Here is a 14,915-nt window from a genome sequence, read left to right on the forward strand (position 1 = left end):
TTACGGGTGGAATGCCCGTGCAAAGGTTGCGGAGACCTTGAAACGGCCGCCGCCGACAGGTGTGGGCTTCGGGTCGGCGCAGGTAAACAGCCCCAGATCACCGAGCGGCGTGGACCACAGAAAGGCCTTGGCGCCGCCGTGCCGGTCAAAGAACTCCATGATCTTTCGGACCTGGGCCTTCGTGCCGATGACGGTGATCGGGTAACTTTCTTCCCTGTTGTTGGGGCCATCACCCACCGTTTGCCGGTAACCACCACCGAAGCGCGACTCGCGAACCCGGTAGGTGATCTCCGGGGTTTCGCCGCGCTGGGTGGGCCAGCTGAATTTCTCGATGGCCATCAGCGCCTCCCTTGTGAATTTCGGTAGCTCACTCCGCCTGGGCGCCAAGAATCAGCGACAGCCTTTTCTGCAGCGATCTGCAGCTGCTTTTGCATGTTCTGCTGAAGCAGTGCTTGGTCGAGTTGCATACCCTCATTGCTACGGTCATCCATCACCAGGCTGACCGGTGCCGATAGGCTGATAGCAGTGCCAGCTCCCCCGCCGATGGCTCTGACACCCAGCTGACCGCCAGCCGTGCGAGTCAGCGGCATTACCGCCTCGTCTCCGGCCTCCCCCATCACCCCCAACTTGCCGCCGGCTATGCCGAAGGCTGTCGGGGTGCTCACGATGGAGTTTGTGAAAGCACCGCCATTGGCGAACAACTGCACGCCGTTCGACCATGCCCCACCCAGAGCTTGAGGGAAGTAGGTGCTGCCGTAGCCGGCCTGCGAAGCGCCAAGGTTGGACGACACCGCGCCTGCAGACCCAGCCTCCATACCGTTACCGGTGCCTCCACCGAAGTAGGCGGAGGCCGCAGTGGCACCCCAGCTCACCAAGCTACCCAGTAGGCCAGATGCAGCCTGCTGTGTTGCGATGCGAGCCATATCGGCCAGCACCGACTTGGTGAAGTCGGCAAACGAAAACTTGCCCGTCATGGCGAAGTTCACGACCGCATCCTCCATCGAGCTGAAGGCGTTCGTGAACAGGGATCGCGTCTGCCCGGCTACATCCCTGGCCTGCTCCAGGTAGTTCTGGAAGGCCGACGACGCACCTTTGCGCCAGTCTCCCTGCGCGGCCGTCATCTGGTCGTAGTTGGCGATGGTGGTTTCCTGCAGGTCCTTCTCAGTCTTGCTCAGGGCCTCCAGCTTCTGGTTGTACTCGTCGAGGCTCATACCGCGGGAGCCGTCGCCGTACTGGTTGGCCAGGTCCAGTCGCTGCTGGTTCATCCGGTCGGTGATGCCGTTTTGCCGATCCTGCAGGCCGCGCTGGCGATCACCAAGCCCAAGGCCATCGGCGGAGCGCTGGCCCTGCAACCTCAGCGCCAGGACCTGCTGGTCAAGGGCATCAGTGTAGGTCTGCACTGCCCTGGCCTGCTTGGCCAGCCGGCCCTGCTCGTTGGTCGCCAGCACCGCCAATTCTGTGTCGGCGTCCTTCTGGGCCTTGACCATGGCGGCACGGGCATCGGCGATCTTCTGGTCCAGCTGGATGCGCTGCTGGGCGCTGGTGGTGCTCTTGCCTTTTGCCTCCTCCAGAGCCTTGATCTCGGCCTCGTAGGCGAAAGTGACGTCGCCCTTCTGCTGCTCGATGATCGCCGCGCGCTGGGAAGCGTAGGACTCTTGGGAGATCAGCCCGGCCGTCTGTGCCGCGTCCAGCTCCTTCTGGTGGTTCTTGTACTCAGCCAGGATGGCGCTCAGCGCGTTCTTCTGGTCGTTGAAGCCGGTGAGGTCGACCGACTTGGTAGGCCCGGCAGCATCCTTGAACTGCTTAGCGATGTCGGCCTGTACCCGGGCGATGTTCTCGGGCTTCAAGCGCTCGTCGTTCGGGCTGACCTTGCGGATCGCGTCCAGCGACCGGTTGTACTCCTTCAGGGCGTCTGCCCGCTTCTCGGCGTTGGTTCTGGCCGACTTCTCCAGCGCATCGATTTTGCCGATTGCAACGACAGCTGCCTGTTGCTGCTGGACATCCAGCTCTCGGGCCCTGGCAATCGCCTGCTGCGTATCTCGCTGCTGGATCAACCCCTTCAGCTCAAGGCTGGCGTTGGTGAGCTTCTTCTGGGCGTCGGTGTCGTCAGCGTCGGCATTCACAGCGCTCTGCGCTGCGGCTACCTGGCGCTGCATGTCAACGATCCGGCTCGTGATGTCCTGATCCCGACCAACGTCATTGAGCGCGTCGACCGTGGCAGCCACCTCGCCCTTCAAAGACTTCCACCCGCGCTCCCACAGCGACAGGTTCTCGGTCACCTCTTTGCTGCGGGACTTGATCGTGTCGACGTAAGTGTCGGTGAGGAGCTTTGTGGCCCCGATGGTGTCGCCCTGCTCCTTCAAGGCAACGATCTGCGAGTAGGTCGCAGCGGTGAGGAAGTTATATTGCTCGTTGAGATCCTTGGCTGCAGCCACCGGGTCCTTGCCGATCGTCAAGAACTCGGCCACGGTCTCCTCGACCGCCTTGCCAGTCGCTGAGCGCCATTCCAGGGCCGCCTCGGTGATCTCGATGAAGCTGTCAGAGGCGATCTTCCCGCTACCGGCCAACTGGGTAAGCACCTCCGCCGCGGCGCCAGTGGTGCCGACGGTCGCCGCGACTTGCCGCGCCATTCCCGACATCTGGTCTGCCGTCGTGCCGGCGGCGTTGCCAGTCTTGATCAGCTCCTTTTGGAAGCCGACAGCTTCCTCGCTGCCCGAGTAGTACGCATAGCCGAGCACGGCCATTGCAGCAGCCGCGGCAGTGAACGGGTTCACCAAGCCAAGGACGTACCCTCCGAGCGCCTGAGCTGCAGGACCAATGCCTCCGAACATGTCCTTCAATTGCCCGCCCTGCTGAAGGGCAACCATCATGATCGGCTGGCCGGCCACTATGGAAGTAAAGATATCGGTGAACTGGGCCGGCACGCCACGCAGCGCTGCAGCCGTGGCCTTGGCCGTCATTCCCGTCTTGTTCAGCGCAACATCTGCGCCGCCCAGAGCCGTGCGCGCCTGGTCGATCTTCGTCTGGTACTCGCCGAATGTCTCCGCATCGAGCGCGCTGCTGGTTCGGAAGCTCTTAAGCCTCTGCTCCATCTGGTCCAAGCGGCTCATGGCCGCGACGGTCGGGTCGATCTTGCCCAGCAGCTCCTCGAGCGCCTGGCCTTCTTCCCGATGCGCTCCGGCAGCCTTCTTCGCCGCCTCCGCCTGGCGCTCTTCCGTAGCGATGAGGGCCTGAGCCCGGCTGTTGATGGATGCCTGACGGCTGGCACTGTCCGATAGAACGGCGTTCGCCTGGGCGGTGACCTCGGCGCTCTGCTCGGTCGCCCGGTTGAGCGACTGCACGTACTGGCTGGCCTCGAGCGAGGCCTTGGCCACAGCCTGAATTCTGGCTTGCTGCTCGTCGGCGGATTCGGCGGCGCGCCGGCCAGCCTGGGCGCCGGCATCCGTGGCGCTGGTGAGCGCTTCCTGCACCTTACCCGCCTGCGCGGCCTCGGTCCGAAACGCCCCCATGTTCGCTGCGGCGCTGCTGAACGCCGTGGAGGCGCTGGTAACAGCGCGCCCCACCGTGGCCATCTGCTGCGCCAGCTCGGTCTGCTTGGCGTTGAGCGCCTGCAGCTCCTGAACAATCTGCCGGGTGTCACCCTGCAGGCTGCCCAGGGCAGTCTCCCAGGCGCGCCCGGTCCGTCCGGCCGAATCCTCACTGCGCTTGCCGGCGTCCGTCAACTTATCGAGGTTGTCCTTGGCCTCGACGGCATCACCGGAGTCGATCTGAAGACCGAGAGAGGCAATGGTGGTCATGATCTACTCCATCGATTCGGCCATGACGGCCAAGGCCTCAACCTCCATGACGCGGAGATCGGGAAAAATGTCGGTTAGGTCGCGGCGATTGATGCCGAGCATTGAGGCAGTTGCGGGGATGGCGGTGTAGTCCAGGCCGGACGGGCCGCCCGAAGCCACCCGCCACTGCGTGCCTAGGGCATCGAACAGGCGGAAGGCTGACCATGCGTCTGGCCAGACCTCCACCACCTCCTCCTCGATGTCATCAGGCGTCAGACCCAGCGCCGCCAACTGCTCGACGGAGGGGCCCCGCTCATAGCAGGCCCGGGCCGCCGCTCTCAGTTTCCCAGGCGGGACGGGCTGTAGGCAGCCTGGAAAGCATCGACGACCGCCTTCGGTGCCCCGGTGCAGGTACGCACCAGGTCAACGATGGCCTCGGCACTAAACTCGTCCTCCAGGTCCCAGCCAGTGACGATCTCGCCCAGTTGATCGGCCTGTAGAGCGATTTCGCCGGTGGTGACCTCCTCCCAGCTTGCCCCTTCCTTCTGGGCCCTCGCCGCCCAAGCGTCCCGCGCCTTGTTCCAGCGATCGAACATCGCGGACAGTGCCACCCGGTCCATGTAGCGGAACTGGAACTCCACAGGGGCCGGCTCGGCGCCAATGCGCGGAACCTGCACCACAGCGGCGAACGTGGGGTTCTGCGCAATCTTGATCTTCGCCATGAGGACTCCTTACGCGCCAGCCAGGATACGAACGGGACGGCCCGACAGCGCGATGCTGATGGTGCGCGTCATGAGGCTGTTCCGGTCCATGGTTGGGGTGGTGGTGATGCTCACGTAGCCTGGGTAGAGGATCTGATCGCCGCCTGGCAGCTTGAGGCGCACCACCACGAGCTCCTTGCTGTCACCGTAGTTCTCGACCAGGCCGACGTAGGCCGCGCTCGGCTGATCCTCGACGGTGATAGACAGGGTGATCGGGTTGCGGTTGGTCGGGAACTGGCGGTCATCGTCATCCTCCAGATAGCCCACGGTCAGATACTGCTGCTCACCGCCGGCCGAAGTGAACGCGGTCACTTTTGAGATCTGCGCCCAGGCAGTCACGGGGAGGACCGAGCCTACGCCAGCGCCAGGGGTGTACTTGTCCACGTTGATGGTGTTGAGGCCTTTCAGGGCGAAGGTGTCGGCGGCCACGTCTGCGGCGCTGATAGCGCGGTCAGCAATGAGCGCCCAGCCGGAGCTGACCAGCAGAACATCGCCATTTTCGATGTCGTGCCCGACGGCGGTGGCCACCGGTGGCGCAGCATTGGTCAGGGTGGTGAAGGCGACGGCAGCGCCGAAAACGCTGGCGATTTCCAGCACAGCGCCGTTCGGCAGCGGGAATTTTGCGGCCATGGAGTGTTTCCTCATTGTTGCCCGCCGGGAGGCGGTTGGTTATGCCCCAGCGGGCGGTTGGTCCGCGACACCGCGGTAGGTGAAGCTGGCCGGAACCGTGTAGGTTGCCGACTCGTGAATAGTTGGGCCCTGGTCAACCGGTTCGGTGACCAGGCCCTCGAAGCCGTTGCGACTGAGCGCCGAATCAACCCGGAAGAGTCTCGAAAGCTCATCGACCAGGGTCTCCGCGATGACCAGTGGCTGGCCCGCAGGGCAGACGATGCTCACCTGGTAGACACCGGTGTATTCGTAGGCCTCGCCGCCCAGGTAGCGGCAGGTGGTGGCCGCCGGCAGTTGGAATGCTTGCAAATAGGTTTCGTCGGCCCCAGCCTCGAACCCTTGCTCGAAATTCGCGACCCGGATCGGCCGCGCTGTGGCCCAGGCCATCAACTTGATCTCGATGGCCTGCCGGGCCTTTGCTTGGCTCATACGCTGTTGTTCCTGATGGCTTCGTCGACGATGCGCTGGAAGTTCGCGAGTGTGATCCGGACCATGCCGGCCGGCGCCTGCGTTGAATGTCCGTACTCGAGCGGAATGGCGTACGGCAGGTTGTTCACGATGTACGCGGTCTGGCCGATCGTCAGGGCCTGCACTTGGGTGATGAGCGCGGTAATAGCCTCGCTACCCGACGGGTCTACTCGGTCGAGCTCCTCAGTCGCCGGCGAATCGATGGAGAACTGCCAGTTGCCGCGGAACCGTCCGCCGACGTAGCCCTGGCCTGCTACTAGGCCACTGGTGGCGAAGTTCTGCTCGCGCTCGGTCTTGGTGAGAGGCTTGGCGTAGTTAACGCCCCTGCGCAGCTTGCCGGCCTTGGTGAAGTTGTCCTGGTTCAGGTTGATCAGGGTGTTGCGTACCGCGACCTTGAAGTCGTAGTCATCAGCGGCCTGGCTCGCCTTGGCCCGGTGGGCCACGTTGGCCGCCCACAGCTCCGGGTTACCGATCGGCGACATGCGGATCACGCTGCTGCCGATCTCGATCACGATCTCGCGGAAGGTGGCGTCCAGGGCTTGCTCCGCTTGCTCTGCGAATGCCCGGATAGCCTCGGCGAAGCCGCCCTGCTTTCCGCCGTATCGCTGGGTCATGTGCGAGCCGCGTGGCATGGTTACTTCCTCAGTTGGACTGTCCAGGTGGCTTGGGCAGGATCTTCGGACACATTCAGAACCCGGTAGCCGCTCACCTGGTCGCCGATCTTGGGCGCCGCCAGGACATCCGTTACAGCACCGGTCTGCCCCTCGAAAAGTTCGTTCTGAAGCACCAGCAGCTTCACGTCTTCGGTCTGGATGCGGGTTCCGTCAATCTCCTTGGCCAGGTAGCTGCCGAACACACCACGCCCGGCGTAATGGATGGTCGAGGCCGGGACGGTACCGCCGATCTCAGGGTCATATCCGCCTTTGACCGTGCGGCTGCCAACGACAGGCTTCACCGCATCGGCCAGGCCATCTGGGTCGTCGAACGCTTCCGCCAGCTCAGCCTGGAGTTCTTCACGCATCCCCATGAGTCAGATCCTCTTGAGCATTACGGTGCCGAAGCGCCGTATCCATGGAGCGATGAGGTCGAGGGCGAAGATCTCGCCTGAAGAGCGATCAACAGACCCCGCAACGTAAGTCTTGCTAGTCGAGGTGCCAGCCTGGGCCGACACGGTCTTGCTCTGCACCTCGCGCTGCGTGTCCTTGTACAGCTTGCCCTCGGCCGCAAGCTTCGCGACCTGAGCGCCGGCGGTGATGATTGCGTCCGGCACCGGCTCTGGCACCGTCCGCTTTATCCTGGCCGTGAGCCAGGCATTGGCCATGGCAACGGCGAGGACTGCATCACCGTCACCTGCCCAGCCCTGCCCCAGCTTCTGGTCGACGTCAGCGACGGTGATGAAGTCGGTCATGGCTTATTCCTTCGACGGGATGAGGGCCTGCAGATCGGGCTTATTGAGGGCTGGGTCGAAGGTGATGCCCTGGGCGGTCAGCCACTCCTTGAGTTCCGGCACCTTCATCTTGTGAGGGTCGGTCTCGTCGCCGCCCTCCTCCTCCTCAATCGCCTTGTCTATCTCGGCCTGGCTGCTGACAGGGGCGTAACCGTTCGGAGGGTAGGCTGACGCCTTGTAGCCCTGCTCCAGCCACTGGGCGATAGTCGGGCCATCCAGGCGCAGCCCTTCCTCGATCTCGCTTACGCTGATGCCCTGGCGCTGGTACGCCTCGCCGATGTGCGGAGCATCGCCCTGCACGGACACTGAGGTCGCGCCGTCGATCACGCCAAAAAACTGGTCCAGCCGGCGATAGCAGGTACCCCGCTCGCTGCCTGGGGTGTTGGTGTAGATGACTTTCATGCTGATCTCCTGCGCAGGGCGCCAGGCCGGCGCCCCGCATCATGGGGTCAAGGGGTGGCGGTGCCGCTGATGACCGCGGCGAACGGAACCTGCTTGCGGTCGAAAACGCGCTCCCAGTTCGCAGCGCTGGCGTACTGGGTGGCAGTCGGGCTGAGGTTCTGGCTGTTGCTGCCTTTCCAGCTGAAGCCGGCCGGCTGCAGGATGTAGGTCTTGCGCTCCCACAACACCTCGGCACCGCCGCCGTTGCCGCCATCCGGTTTGCGCTGCATCTCGACCGGCATGTGCGGGCTACCCTCGCCGTAGCCGAATGCGCCCTGGCCGAAGAACAGCGACAAGTACTGGCCTGGGGCGTAGATCAAGCCGTCATCCATGAACACCGGCTTGCCCAGGTAGGTTGCCAGGATGATCTTGCCTTGCGAGTCGCGTAGGTACTCGATCATGTCCTGCTTCACCATCTGGTTCATCACGACCGAGTGCACGCCGATCGCGGCGAACATATCGGCGGCGTCACCGGCGGTGAACGCAGCGTCCTGGAACGCATTGGCACTGATCGATGCGCCAGCGTCCTTCACCATGTCGCCGCCGTTGTTGGCGATGTTGGAGGCGATAACACCTCGAGCCGCGCCCATCAGGTAGCGCTGCCACTGACGGGTCCAGTAGGTGCCGAAGCGATTGCGGATGTGCTGCATCGGCTCGGAGTTGGCCAGTTCAGCGGTCAGGTCGGAGACGCCGTAGCCTTTGTTGAGGTACAGGGTTCGGGCACGCATGCTGCCCTGCTCGGCTTTGCCAACGGCACCGAGGTCGTCGGGGTCATCGTTGGAGATGTTCGGCGCCTCATCGGCGTCGAGATCCTGCCAGTAGCTGATCTCGGAAGTGCCTTGTCCGTTCTTGGCGATATTGTCCAGGGTCGCCGATCGGGTGATGATGCCCGACTCGTAAACGGCGGTTTTTTCTGGGGAGTTCACCGGCTCCAGAGTGCCGTAGTAGTCGGCAACGAAGATGTCCGACAGTTGGGTAGATGCCATGGGTTAGGTTCCTCGGGTGGCTTGGAGTTTTTTGAACGCGTCGGGGTTGTCACGAGCCATCGCAGCACGCTCGGTCTCGGTGTAATCACCCCATTTCTTCGTGGCCTTGCCACCGTTGTCGCCGGTCTGCCCGGCACCCTGAGCCCTTGGCCACAGGTGGGTAGCGGTTTCGCGCAGCGATTCCGCCCATTCGAGAGGAGACAGCGGGGTCTTGCCGTCCTTCCCGTACACGACTTCGCCGGCACGATCAGTGGCAACGGGCTCGCCGTCTTCGCTCAGCTTGAAGGTGCCGCGAGCGCGGAGAATGATGTCCTCGGCAGCCTCCGGCAGCGCGCCGGCCTTGATGGCGGCAGCGCGAATGGAGTCAGCCAGCACCTTATCGCTGTACTTGGCAGCGAAGGCCTCGGCCTTGTCGGCGCGCTCGTTGGCGGCCTTGACCTGCTTGTCCAGGTCGGTACGCAGGCGCTCGGTGCGGCGGCTGATGACCTCGTCCAGCTTGCCCTCGGCGATCAGCTTGGTCTCTTCGTCCTGGCCGGCTTTGGCCAACAGGCCCTTCACCGCTTCGATGTCCAGACCGTCGAACTGGCCTTTCAGCTTGTCCAGTTCGGTTTTGATGGCCCTATTGGAGCCGATCAGCTCGGTGTTTTTGGACTTGAGGCCCGAGACCTCGCCGTCCAGAAATTTCTGAACCTCGCTGCCCAGCGCTGCCTTCAGCGCGGCGGTTTGGGTTTCATCGAGGGTGAGGCCGTGAGCGGCCGGGTCGAAGTCAAAAGGCATGTGGCTATCCCCTGGGGATTGGATGGACCCGCCTTGCGGGCATGAAAAAACCCGCCGAAGCGGGTCGAAGGAAACACGCGCTGATGTAGGATGCGGCGACCAGAAGCTGGGTTAACCTCGATACCGCGCCGATGAAATGTCCTAAACCACTTTCCGACAAACCCAAAAAGGCTTGGACCAAGCTGGATGTAACGGTTCAAGCGGCCATAGTTGCCGGCTTTTTCACCGCTGGAGGGATTGGCATCCAGGCCTATTCGTCCCATACCTCCATTCAGAAGGAGCTGCGCACCAGTTGCGTAAAAAGGCTCGATGAAAGAGAGGACAAATTACGCTCTAGAGCAGAGGCCATGCTGGTTGCCCTCTCGAAGTCTTTCTCCTACCCGTACCATCCTGACCCTTCGCACGAAGAGCTAGCATTGCGTTACGAGAACGCTATCGCTTCCGCTGAGGCACTTGTGGCTCACTCATCGCCAAAGCTCGCGACGAAAACGATGAATCTCATCGGCGATTACATGCAAGCCATGCAGCTTACTGATGATGAAGGCACTCGTGCCCAGCGGAGCGCAGACCTGGCCAGACAGATCGAGGATTGGCACCACGTCTATTTTCAGGAGCTAACGGAATTCGATCTCGAGCGAAAAGATTGCTGATCTCATAGCCCCGCACGATCAAATGCTAACGGCTCCAGCTCCTTGAGCTGGTCCAGCGTCAGCGGCTTGAAGTTCTTGTCCAGCTGCAGCGCAGCGAAGCGCTCGGCCGTCAGCCCGCCATCGCGGAACAGCTTGCCGCGCACCGGGCCCAAAGCGGCGTCCTGAAACGCTGCCGGCTGAGTTTTGAGCCATTGGTAGTAACTGAGGCTGGCGGAGACCTGCCCGCCACCGTCTGCGCCGACGGCCGCCCTGGTGGCTCCCTGGGCGAATTGCGCCGACAACCTGGTGATCGGGGTGATGGTGGTTCGGCAGTGGATGTGGAATGGTGGCACAGGCCCCTTGCCCATCTCGTACTCGCGGCCATCCAGGCTCCTGCACTGCACGCTGGTCTTCCTGTCCAGTGTGGCGACGATCCGATAGCCAGGCACCACCTCGGCATTCGCCCTGAGCGTTTCCATGCGCGCGGTGGTGGCCACATGCTGGACTGCTGTCTGGACGACTGCCCGGGCGCTTCGGTTCGTGACCGCAAGCACGCCGTCTGTGAAGTTCTGCGCCGCGGTGCCGCGAATGGCCTGGGTAATCTCGGCGTTGGTCTGGCCCTGCACGACCCCCATTCGGATGGCGTTGGTTACTCTGTCCGATTCGGTGCGCGTCCACCCGCTCAGGAAAGGCTTGAGCAGCTTTCCGCCATCGACGCCGGACACCTGCAGGGGCTGCGTGTTGATCGCAGCCCTGAGCAGCGAGTCTGTCGGCATGGCCGCATCGATCAGCAGCGCCTTCTCCAGGCTGCGCCCCTCGAATGCAGCCTCGTACTGCGCGATGTCCACCAGGTCGGACTGCATCCGGTCGCTGAAGGCCTTGTAGATCTCCAGCAGCTTGCCCCCTACCCGCCCCAGGAACTCCTCAAGCCGGCTCCGGCCGTAGGTGGTCAGCTCCTTGCGGGTGAGCTGGTCGCGGACATGGCTGTCAGCCCGGCGCAGGCAGGTTTCGAACTTCTTGACCTCGCCCGCCTTCAGCCGCTCAAGCAGTACCGAGTGGCGGCTTGCCTGCTCCAGCAACTTCTCGTCCGCCGTTTGCTCCGGTTTCATCGCCATCGTCTTTGTCCAGGTTGACGCCGCCCGCGCCGTGGTTGTCGCCGATCAGTTCGGCCTCTTCGTCGTAGGGGCGCTCGGGAAGCTTCCCGGTGGTCAGGTACTGCCAGTAGGTCTCGGCGCTGATGGTGCCGGCCATGACGCTCTTCTGCAGCTCGGCCAGCACCTGGGCGTTGACCTCTGGGATCACGAACTCCGGCTTGACAGTGAAGACGACGTCGTCCGGGTCGTAGCCTGTCCACTCCGCCGCATACCGCAGGGCCTGCTCGATCGCGGCCGCAGCAGTGATGACAATGCTGTGCAGCGTGGCGTGCTGGTCGTTCTGTCGGGTCTTGCGGGCCTCGCCCGACTCGGTGCCCGAAACATCCATGACCTTGGCGCCAGCCTCAAGGGCGGCATTCTTCTGGTCTTCCATCGCCGTGCGGACGGCCTGAATGCCGGCGCCCTGAAACTCCAGGTAACCGCACGCCCCCTTGGGCCCCAGGTCCCAGGCAGCCGATGGCCCAGTGACACTGAGCTCCACGCTCTCATCCAGGCCGGACACCCACGGCTGCGGGTGGCTAGTCTGGTGCAGCGCGGTGAAGTAGTCGGCGCTGAGCTGGTACGACTTCAGCGCAGCCCGGGCCATGGTCAGCAACGGGATCTCGTCTACGTCAGGCGAGTTGTCGGTGGAGCCGCAGTAGATCACCGGGATGTAGCCCAGGCCGCGCACCAGGTTGTTGCTGCCGTCGACAGTGCCCAGTGGGCGATCGTCTTCGATCAGCTCACCAGCCTCGTTACGCACGCCAGTGCGGCAGACCGCGCCGTCCATGTAGAACTCGCGGTAGACCGTTTCGCATTCGTGGCTGTAGCGATCCTGCTCCTTACGCCTGAACTCGCGGAAGACGGACAGCACTAGGTCCTGGCGGCCGCCTTGGTCGGCGGCGTCCCAGTTGATGGCGTTGCGCACTGCGTAGGTGGCGAAGTACGGCTGGCCCGCGTCATCGATGTTGACCACCAGCGGCACCCGGCCGTGGGAAATGGCCTGGCGAACGATCCGCAGGAACAGCTGGGTCAGGCCGAAGCCATCGGCCGTGGCGTTGTCCTCCAAGGCCTTCAAGCCCGCTGGAATCTTCACCTCGGGGATCAGCCGCGAGACCAGGCCCATCATTGAACGCAGCGAGTCCCGCACCCAGTGCTCATACTGGGCCCGGGCGGTGTAGTTCTGGTACAGGTAAGCATTGCCAGCGCCGTCCAGCTTCTCGGCCTCGGTCATGCCGCTGGGCTTGGGTAGGTTGCGCGGGCTGCGCTTGATGGCGCCCTCGCCCTCCAGGGCGTCGTCCATCATCCGCCACTCTTCGATGTGAGCGTCGTAGTCTGGGTTGGTGGATTGAACAGGCATTACGCCAAACCTCCGATGCGGCGGGAGCCGGCGGACTGAGTCTTGATCGGGAACCGCTTGGCGATGAAGTAGCCCGCGGCGTCGTTCATGTGGTCGTGCCCCTTCTTGGGGTCCTTGTCCGGCTCACCCTTGTCGGTGTAGGTCTGCCGCTCCAGGCACTGGGTAAGCTGCGGGCATTGGTCAATGTTGACCTTCAAGCGCCGCTCCCCGTAGGTGTTAAGGAACATGGAGTTGACCGCATTGATGCGGTCCTTGACTCCGGGGTTCTGCGAGTCGACCACCACTGTGAAGCCGGCCTTCTTGAGGAGGGACAGATCCGATTCGCTGGCGTTCTTGCTGCTGGTGTTCTGGCCGCTGGCGTCTGGGTACACAGAGACGCTGTGGCCGGAGAACCGAACCTTGATCTTCTCGATCATCTCGGGTGTATCCCGTACCGAGTGGAACTCATCCAGCGCCAGCGGCAGGCCGTCCCGGACCACGTAGACGACCGCCGCCATCTTCATGACGTTGAAGTCCATGCCGATATGCACGGCCTCGCCGGGCTTGATGCGCTCGCTGGTGCGGCACTCGACCCGGTCGAAGGTGTAGTAGACGACCCCGGCATAGTTCTCGAACCCGGCCTCGTATTCCTGGCGGAATGTGCGCGGATCCATCTTACGCCGGGCGGCGTCCAGCTCATCGGCCGGGACGTTGCCGCCCTGCAGCGAGGTGTACTGCCAACTCTTGTGATCAGGCTCACCGCCCGGTTGCCCGTCGCGATAGGTGTCATAGCAATGGTTGAAGCCCTTCGGCGTGCCGATCCGCAGCGCATGCCCGCCCTTTCTTGACTCCCCGGTCTGGGGGATCGTGTATTGGCAGGTCGAGAGCATTGGCCTGAGCACTTCTTCCCAGGCTGCCCACGGGCAGTCCGCCCATTCGTCCACCAGCACGAAGAACAGGCCGGAGCCCCGCAGGTTGTCGTAATTGTCCAGGCCGACCACGCGCATGATGTGGCCGGACTTGAGGGTAATCGAGCATTCGGTCTCATTCGGCCTGGCCGCGCGCCATGCTTCAGGGATGGCCTGCTTCAGCCGGCGCCAGAAGACCCTCTTGGCCTGCTTGAACGTCGGCGCTCCATACCAGATCTCGTCCTCAACGCTAACGCCCCACTCCGCAGCCAACCGGGCCGCGCGGCGCATCTCGGCCTTGCCGAGGAAGGTCTTGCCGAATCTACGCCCGCACACCGCATCACGGAAGCGCGCCTGAGGCTGAAAGCCCCAGACGTAGATGTTCGCCTGCTTCGGCGTCAGCTTCACCGGCGGGTCATAGGTACGGGGTAGTCGGGACACCTTCGTCTGGCTCCAGCTTGTACTCAGCAACGGCGTGTGGCTGATCCGCCTGGGAGCCCAGGGGCTTGTCGGGTTCGAGCTTACGGTTGATGTACATGTCGCCGCATTCCTTGGCGGCCTGCTCGTACAGCTGGGCAGTCAGCGCCAGGTTGCGCATGTTCTCCGCCTTCACGGCCATCCTTCCCAAGCCACGAAGACGGAACGCCCGATTGGCAATGGGGATCTCTGCCGTCTCTTCGCGGAAGCGCTTGCGGGTATCCTCGAACAGGGTTCGCCACTTCGCTGCCAGATTGGCCCCAGCGCGCTTGGTTGGGTCGTGCTGCTCGACCTGCTGACGGCTCACATCGATATCGAATTCTTGCTTGACGGCTTGTGAGACCTGGGTAGGCGTGTCAAAGCACGCCAAAGCCTGAACGATGAAGGCTTTTACATCGCTTGTCAGGGCTGCCATAGGTTGGATTCCGTCTTATGCCTGTCTCACATCAGGCCGACTTGAGCAGGCAGGTTCCGCAGGCCCTCGAAATGTTTATCTTGGCCACCTCAGGCGGCCTGCTTGCAGCGTCGATCAGCTGCTGTACGTCGTTGCTGGCACCGTAGCGCCTCACCACACCGACGAACTCTTCGACGTCGTGACCGCGCAGGTAGAGCTTGGGCAGCCCTTCCTGGGTGAACTTGGGAGCGCCGTGCTCATCGGTCGCCTGGGCAATGTGGTAGAGCTCATGCTCGACCAGGGCGCAGAACTCAGCGTCGGTGCACTGGGCGCAGTAATCGGCGGCCAGGGTAATCAGGTAGGCCGGCACCTCGCCGAACCACTGACGCATCTGTTGCTCTTGCCGGGCCTTCTGCCATCCGCCAGCTCGAAACATGAGCTGCTCGGTCTGGCCAAGTACCACCCGCCCCTGCTTGCCGAATCCGCTCGATGCCCACAGCACACCGATGTTGGCGTCAATCAGGTGGGCGTGCTCGGGGTTATGGATGCTGCCGGTCTCTGCGAGGATCTCACTCTGCACCCAGTCCCACACACCAGTGGCTGGGCGCAGGGTGAGCCATAGCGATTCAACAAGATCAGCAGGTGGTGTAGGCCTACTCATAGCGTGTTCGCTCACTCAGCCTCACGGACATAGCAACTGCATCGAGTTG

General features: G+C 63.2%; 18 protein-coding genes. 1 reads left to right on the forward strand and 17 read right to left on the reverse strand.

The genetic code is table 11. The features are described from left to right. The 12 genes from APH28_RS00905 to APH28_RS00960 are packed head-to-tail and all read right to left on the reverse strand — an operon-like array spanning position 1 to position 9,325. Complete coding sequence (locus APH28_RS00905) at positions 1 to 339, reverse strand: phage tail protein (protein WP_060507169.1); 339 nt, start codon at positions 337 to 339, stop codon at positions 1 to 3. After that, positions 339 to 3,797, reverse strand: a complete 3,459-nt coding sequence (locus APH28_RS00910) for a phage tail tape measure protein (RefSeq protein WP_060507170.1) — start codon at positions 3,795 to 3,797, stop codon at positions 339 to 341. The genes APH28_RS00905 and APH28_RS00910 overlap by 1 nt, the downstream gene beginning before the upstream one ends. A 3-nt stretch (positions 3,798 to 3,800) precedes the next feature. Beyond that, positions 3,801 to 4,067 (reverse strand): DUF1799 domain-containing protein, encoded by a 267-nt coding sequence (locus APH28_RS00915; RefSeq protein ID WP_256248255.1) that lies wholly within the window; start codon positions 4,065 to 4,067, stop codon positions 3,801 to 3,803. Positions 4,068 to 4,114: 47 nt separating this feature from the next. After that, a complete protein-coding gene (locus tag APH28_RS00920; RefSeq protein WP_060507171.1) occupies positions 4,115 to 4,498 on the reverse strand; it encodes a phage tail assembly chaperone in 384 nt (127 codons plus the stop codon). 9 nt (positions 4,499 to 4,507) lie between these two features. Then, complete coding sequence (locus tag APH28_RS00925; protein ID WP_060507172.1) at positions 4,508 to 5,167, reverse strand: phage tail protein; 660 nt, start codon at positions 5,165 to 5,167, stop codon at positions 4,508 to 4,510. Positions 5,168 to 5,206: 39 nt separating this feature from the next. Further along, positions 5,207 to 5,635: a phage tail terminator-like protein gene (locus APH28_RS00930; protein ID WP_060507173.1), complete on the reverse strand. Its 429-nt coding sequence runs from the start codon at positions 5,633 to 5,635 to the stop codon at positions 5,207 to 5,209. Then, on the reverse strand, positions 5,632 to 6,306 hold the full coding sequence (locus APH28_RS00935; protein WP_060507174.1) for a hypothetical protein: 675 nt from the start codon (positions 6,304 to 6,306) through the stop codon (positions 5,632 to 5,634). The genes APH28_RS00930 and APH28_RS00935 overlap by 4 nt, the downstream gene beginning before the upstream one ends. A 2-nt stretch (positions 6,307 to 6,308) precedes the next feature. Beyond that, positions 6,309 to 6,701, reverse strand: coding sequence for a hypothetical protein (locus APH28_RS00940; RefSeq protein ID WP_060507175.1), 393 nt, complete (start codon positions 6,699 to 6,701; stop codon positions 6,309 to 6,311). 3 nt (positions 6,702 to 6,704) lie between these two features. Then, positions 6,705 to 7,082: a hypothetical protein gene (locus APH28_RS00945; protein ID WP_060507176.1), complete on the reverse strand. Its 378-nt coding sequence runs from the start codon at positions 7,080 to 7,082 to the stop codon at positions 6,705 to 6,707. A 3-nt stretch (positions 7,083 to 7,085) separates the two neighbouring features. Continuing rightward, the gene (locus APH28_RS00950) at positions 7,086 to 7,523 is read right to left on the reverse strand and encodes a hypothetical protein (protein WP_060507177.1); all 438 of its coding nucleotides are present in this window, start codon (positions 7,521 to 7,523) and stop codon (positions 7,086 to 7,088) included. A 47-nt stretch (positions 7,524 to 7,570) separates the two neighbouring features. Beyond that, positions 7,571 to 8,548, reverse strand: a complete 978-nt coding sequence (locus APH28_RS00955) for a major capsid protein (protein WP_060507178.1) — start codon at positions 8,546 to 8,548, stop codon at positions 7,571 to 7,573. A gap of 3 nt (positions 8,549 to 8,551) precedes the next feature. After that, positions 8,552 to 9,325 carry a hypothetical protein gene (locus APH28_RS00960; RefSeq protein WP_060507179.1) on the reverse strand — a complete coding sequence of 258 codons (774 nt, stop codon included), beginning with the start codon at positions 9,323 to 9,325 and terminating at the stop codon, positions 8,552 to 8,554. A 131-nt stretch (positions 9,326 to 9,456) separates the two neighbouring features. Here APH28_RS00960 and APH28_RS00965 point away from each other — a divergent pair, with 131 nt between their 5' ends. Continuing rightward, the gene (locus APH28_RS00965; RefSeq protein ID WP_060507180.1) at positions 9,457 to 9,975 is read left to right on the forward strand and encodes a hypothetical protein; all 519 of its coding nucleotides are present in this window, start codon (positions 9,457 to 9,459) and stop codon (positions 9,973 to 9,975) included. A gap of 2 nt (positions 9,976 to 9,977) precedes the next feature. Here the strand turns inward: APH28_RS00965 and APH28_RS00970 are convergent, their stop codons facing one another. From APH28_RS00970 to APH28_RS00990, 5 genes are read right to left on the reverse strand one after another with little or no spacing between them, the layout of a single operon-like run. Further along, on the reverse strand, positions 9,978 to 11,069 hold the full coding sequence (locus tag APH28_RS00970) for a minor capsid protein (protein WP_082432231.1): 1,092 nt from the start codon (positions 11,067 to 11,069) through the stop codon (positions 9,978 to 9,980). Next, positions 10,996 to 12,447, reverse strand: a complete 1,452-nt coding sequence (locus tag APH28_RS00975) for a DUF4055 domain-containing protein (RefSeq protein WP_060507182.1) — start codon at positions 12,445 to 12,447, stop codon at positions 10,996 to 10,998. The genes APH28_RS00970 and APH28_RS00975 overlap by 74 nt, the downstream gene beginning before the upstream one ends. Next, positions 12,447 to 13,775, reverse strand: coding sequence for a terminase (locus APH28_RS00980; protein ID WP_060507183.1), 1,329 nt, complete (start codon positions 13,773 to 13,775; stop codon positions 12,447 to 12,449). Before APH28_RS00980 ends, APH28_RS00975 begins: the two co-directional genes overlap by 1 nt. Then, complete coding sequence (locus tag APH28_RS00985) at positions 13,750 to 14,226, reverse strand: DUF2280 domain-containing protein (protein WP_060507184.1); 477 nt, start codon at positions 14,224 to 14,226, stop codon at positions 13,750 to 13,752. Before APH28_RS00985 ends, APH28_RS00980 begins: the two co-directional genes overlap by 26 nt. Positions 14,227 to 14,257: 31 nt before the next feature. Next, positions 14,258 to 14,866: a putative metallopeptidase gene (locus APH28_RS00990; protein WP_060507185.1), complete on the reverse strand. Its 609-nt coding sequence runs from the start codon at positions 14,864 to 14,866 to the stop codon at positions 14,258 to 14,260. Between the last annotated feature and the right edge of the window lie 49 nt (positions 14,867 to 14,915).

The organism is Pseudomonas sp. NBRC 111124 (assembly GCF_001320245.1).
Classification (GTDB): Bacteria; Pseudomonadota; Gammaproteobacteria; order Pseudomonadales; family Pseudomonadaceae; genus Aquipseudomonas.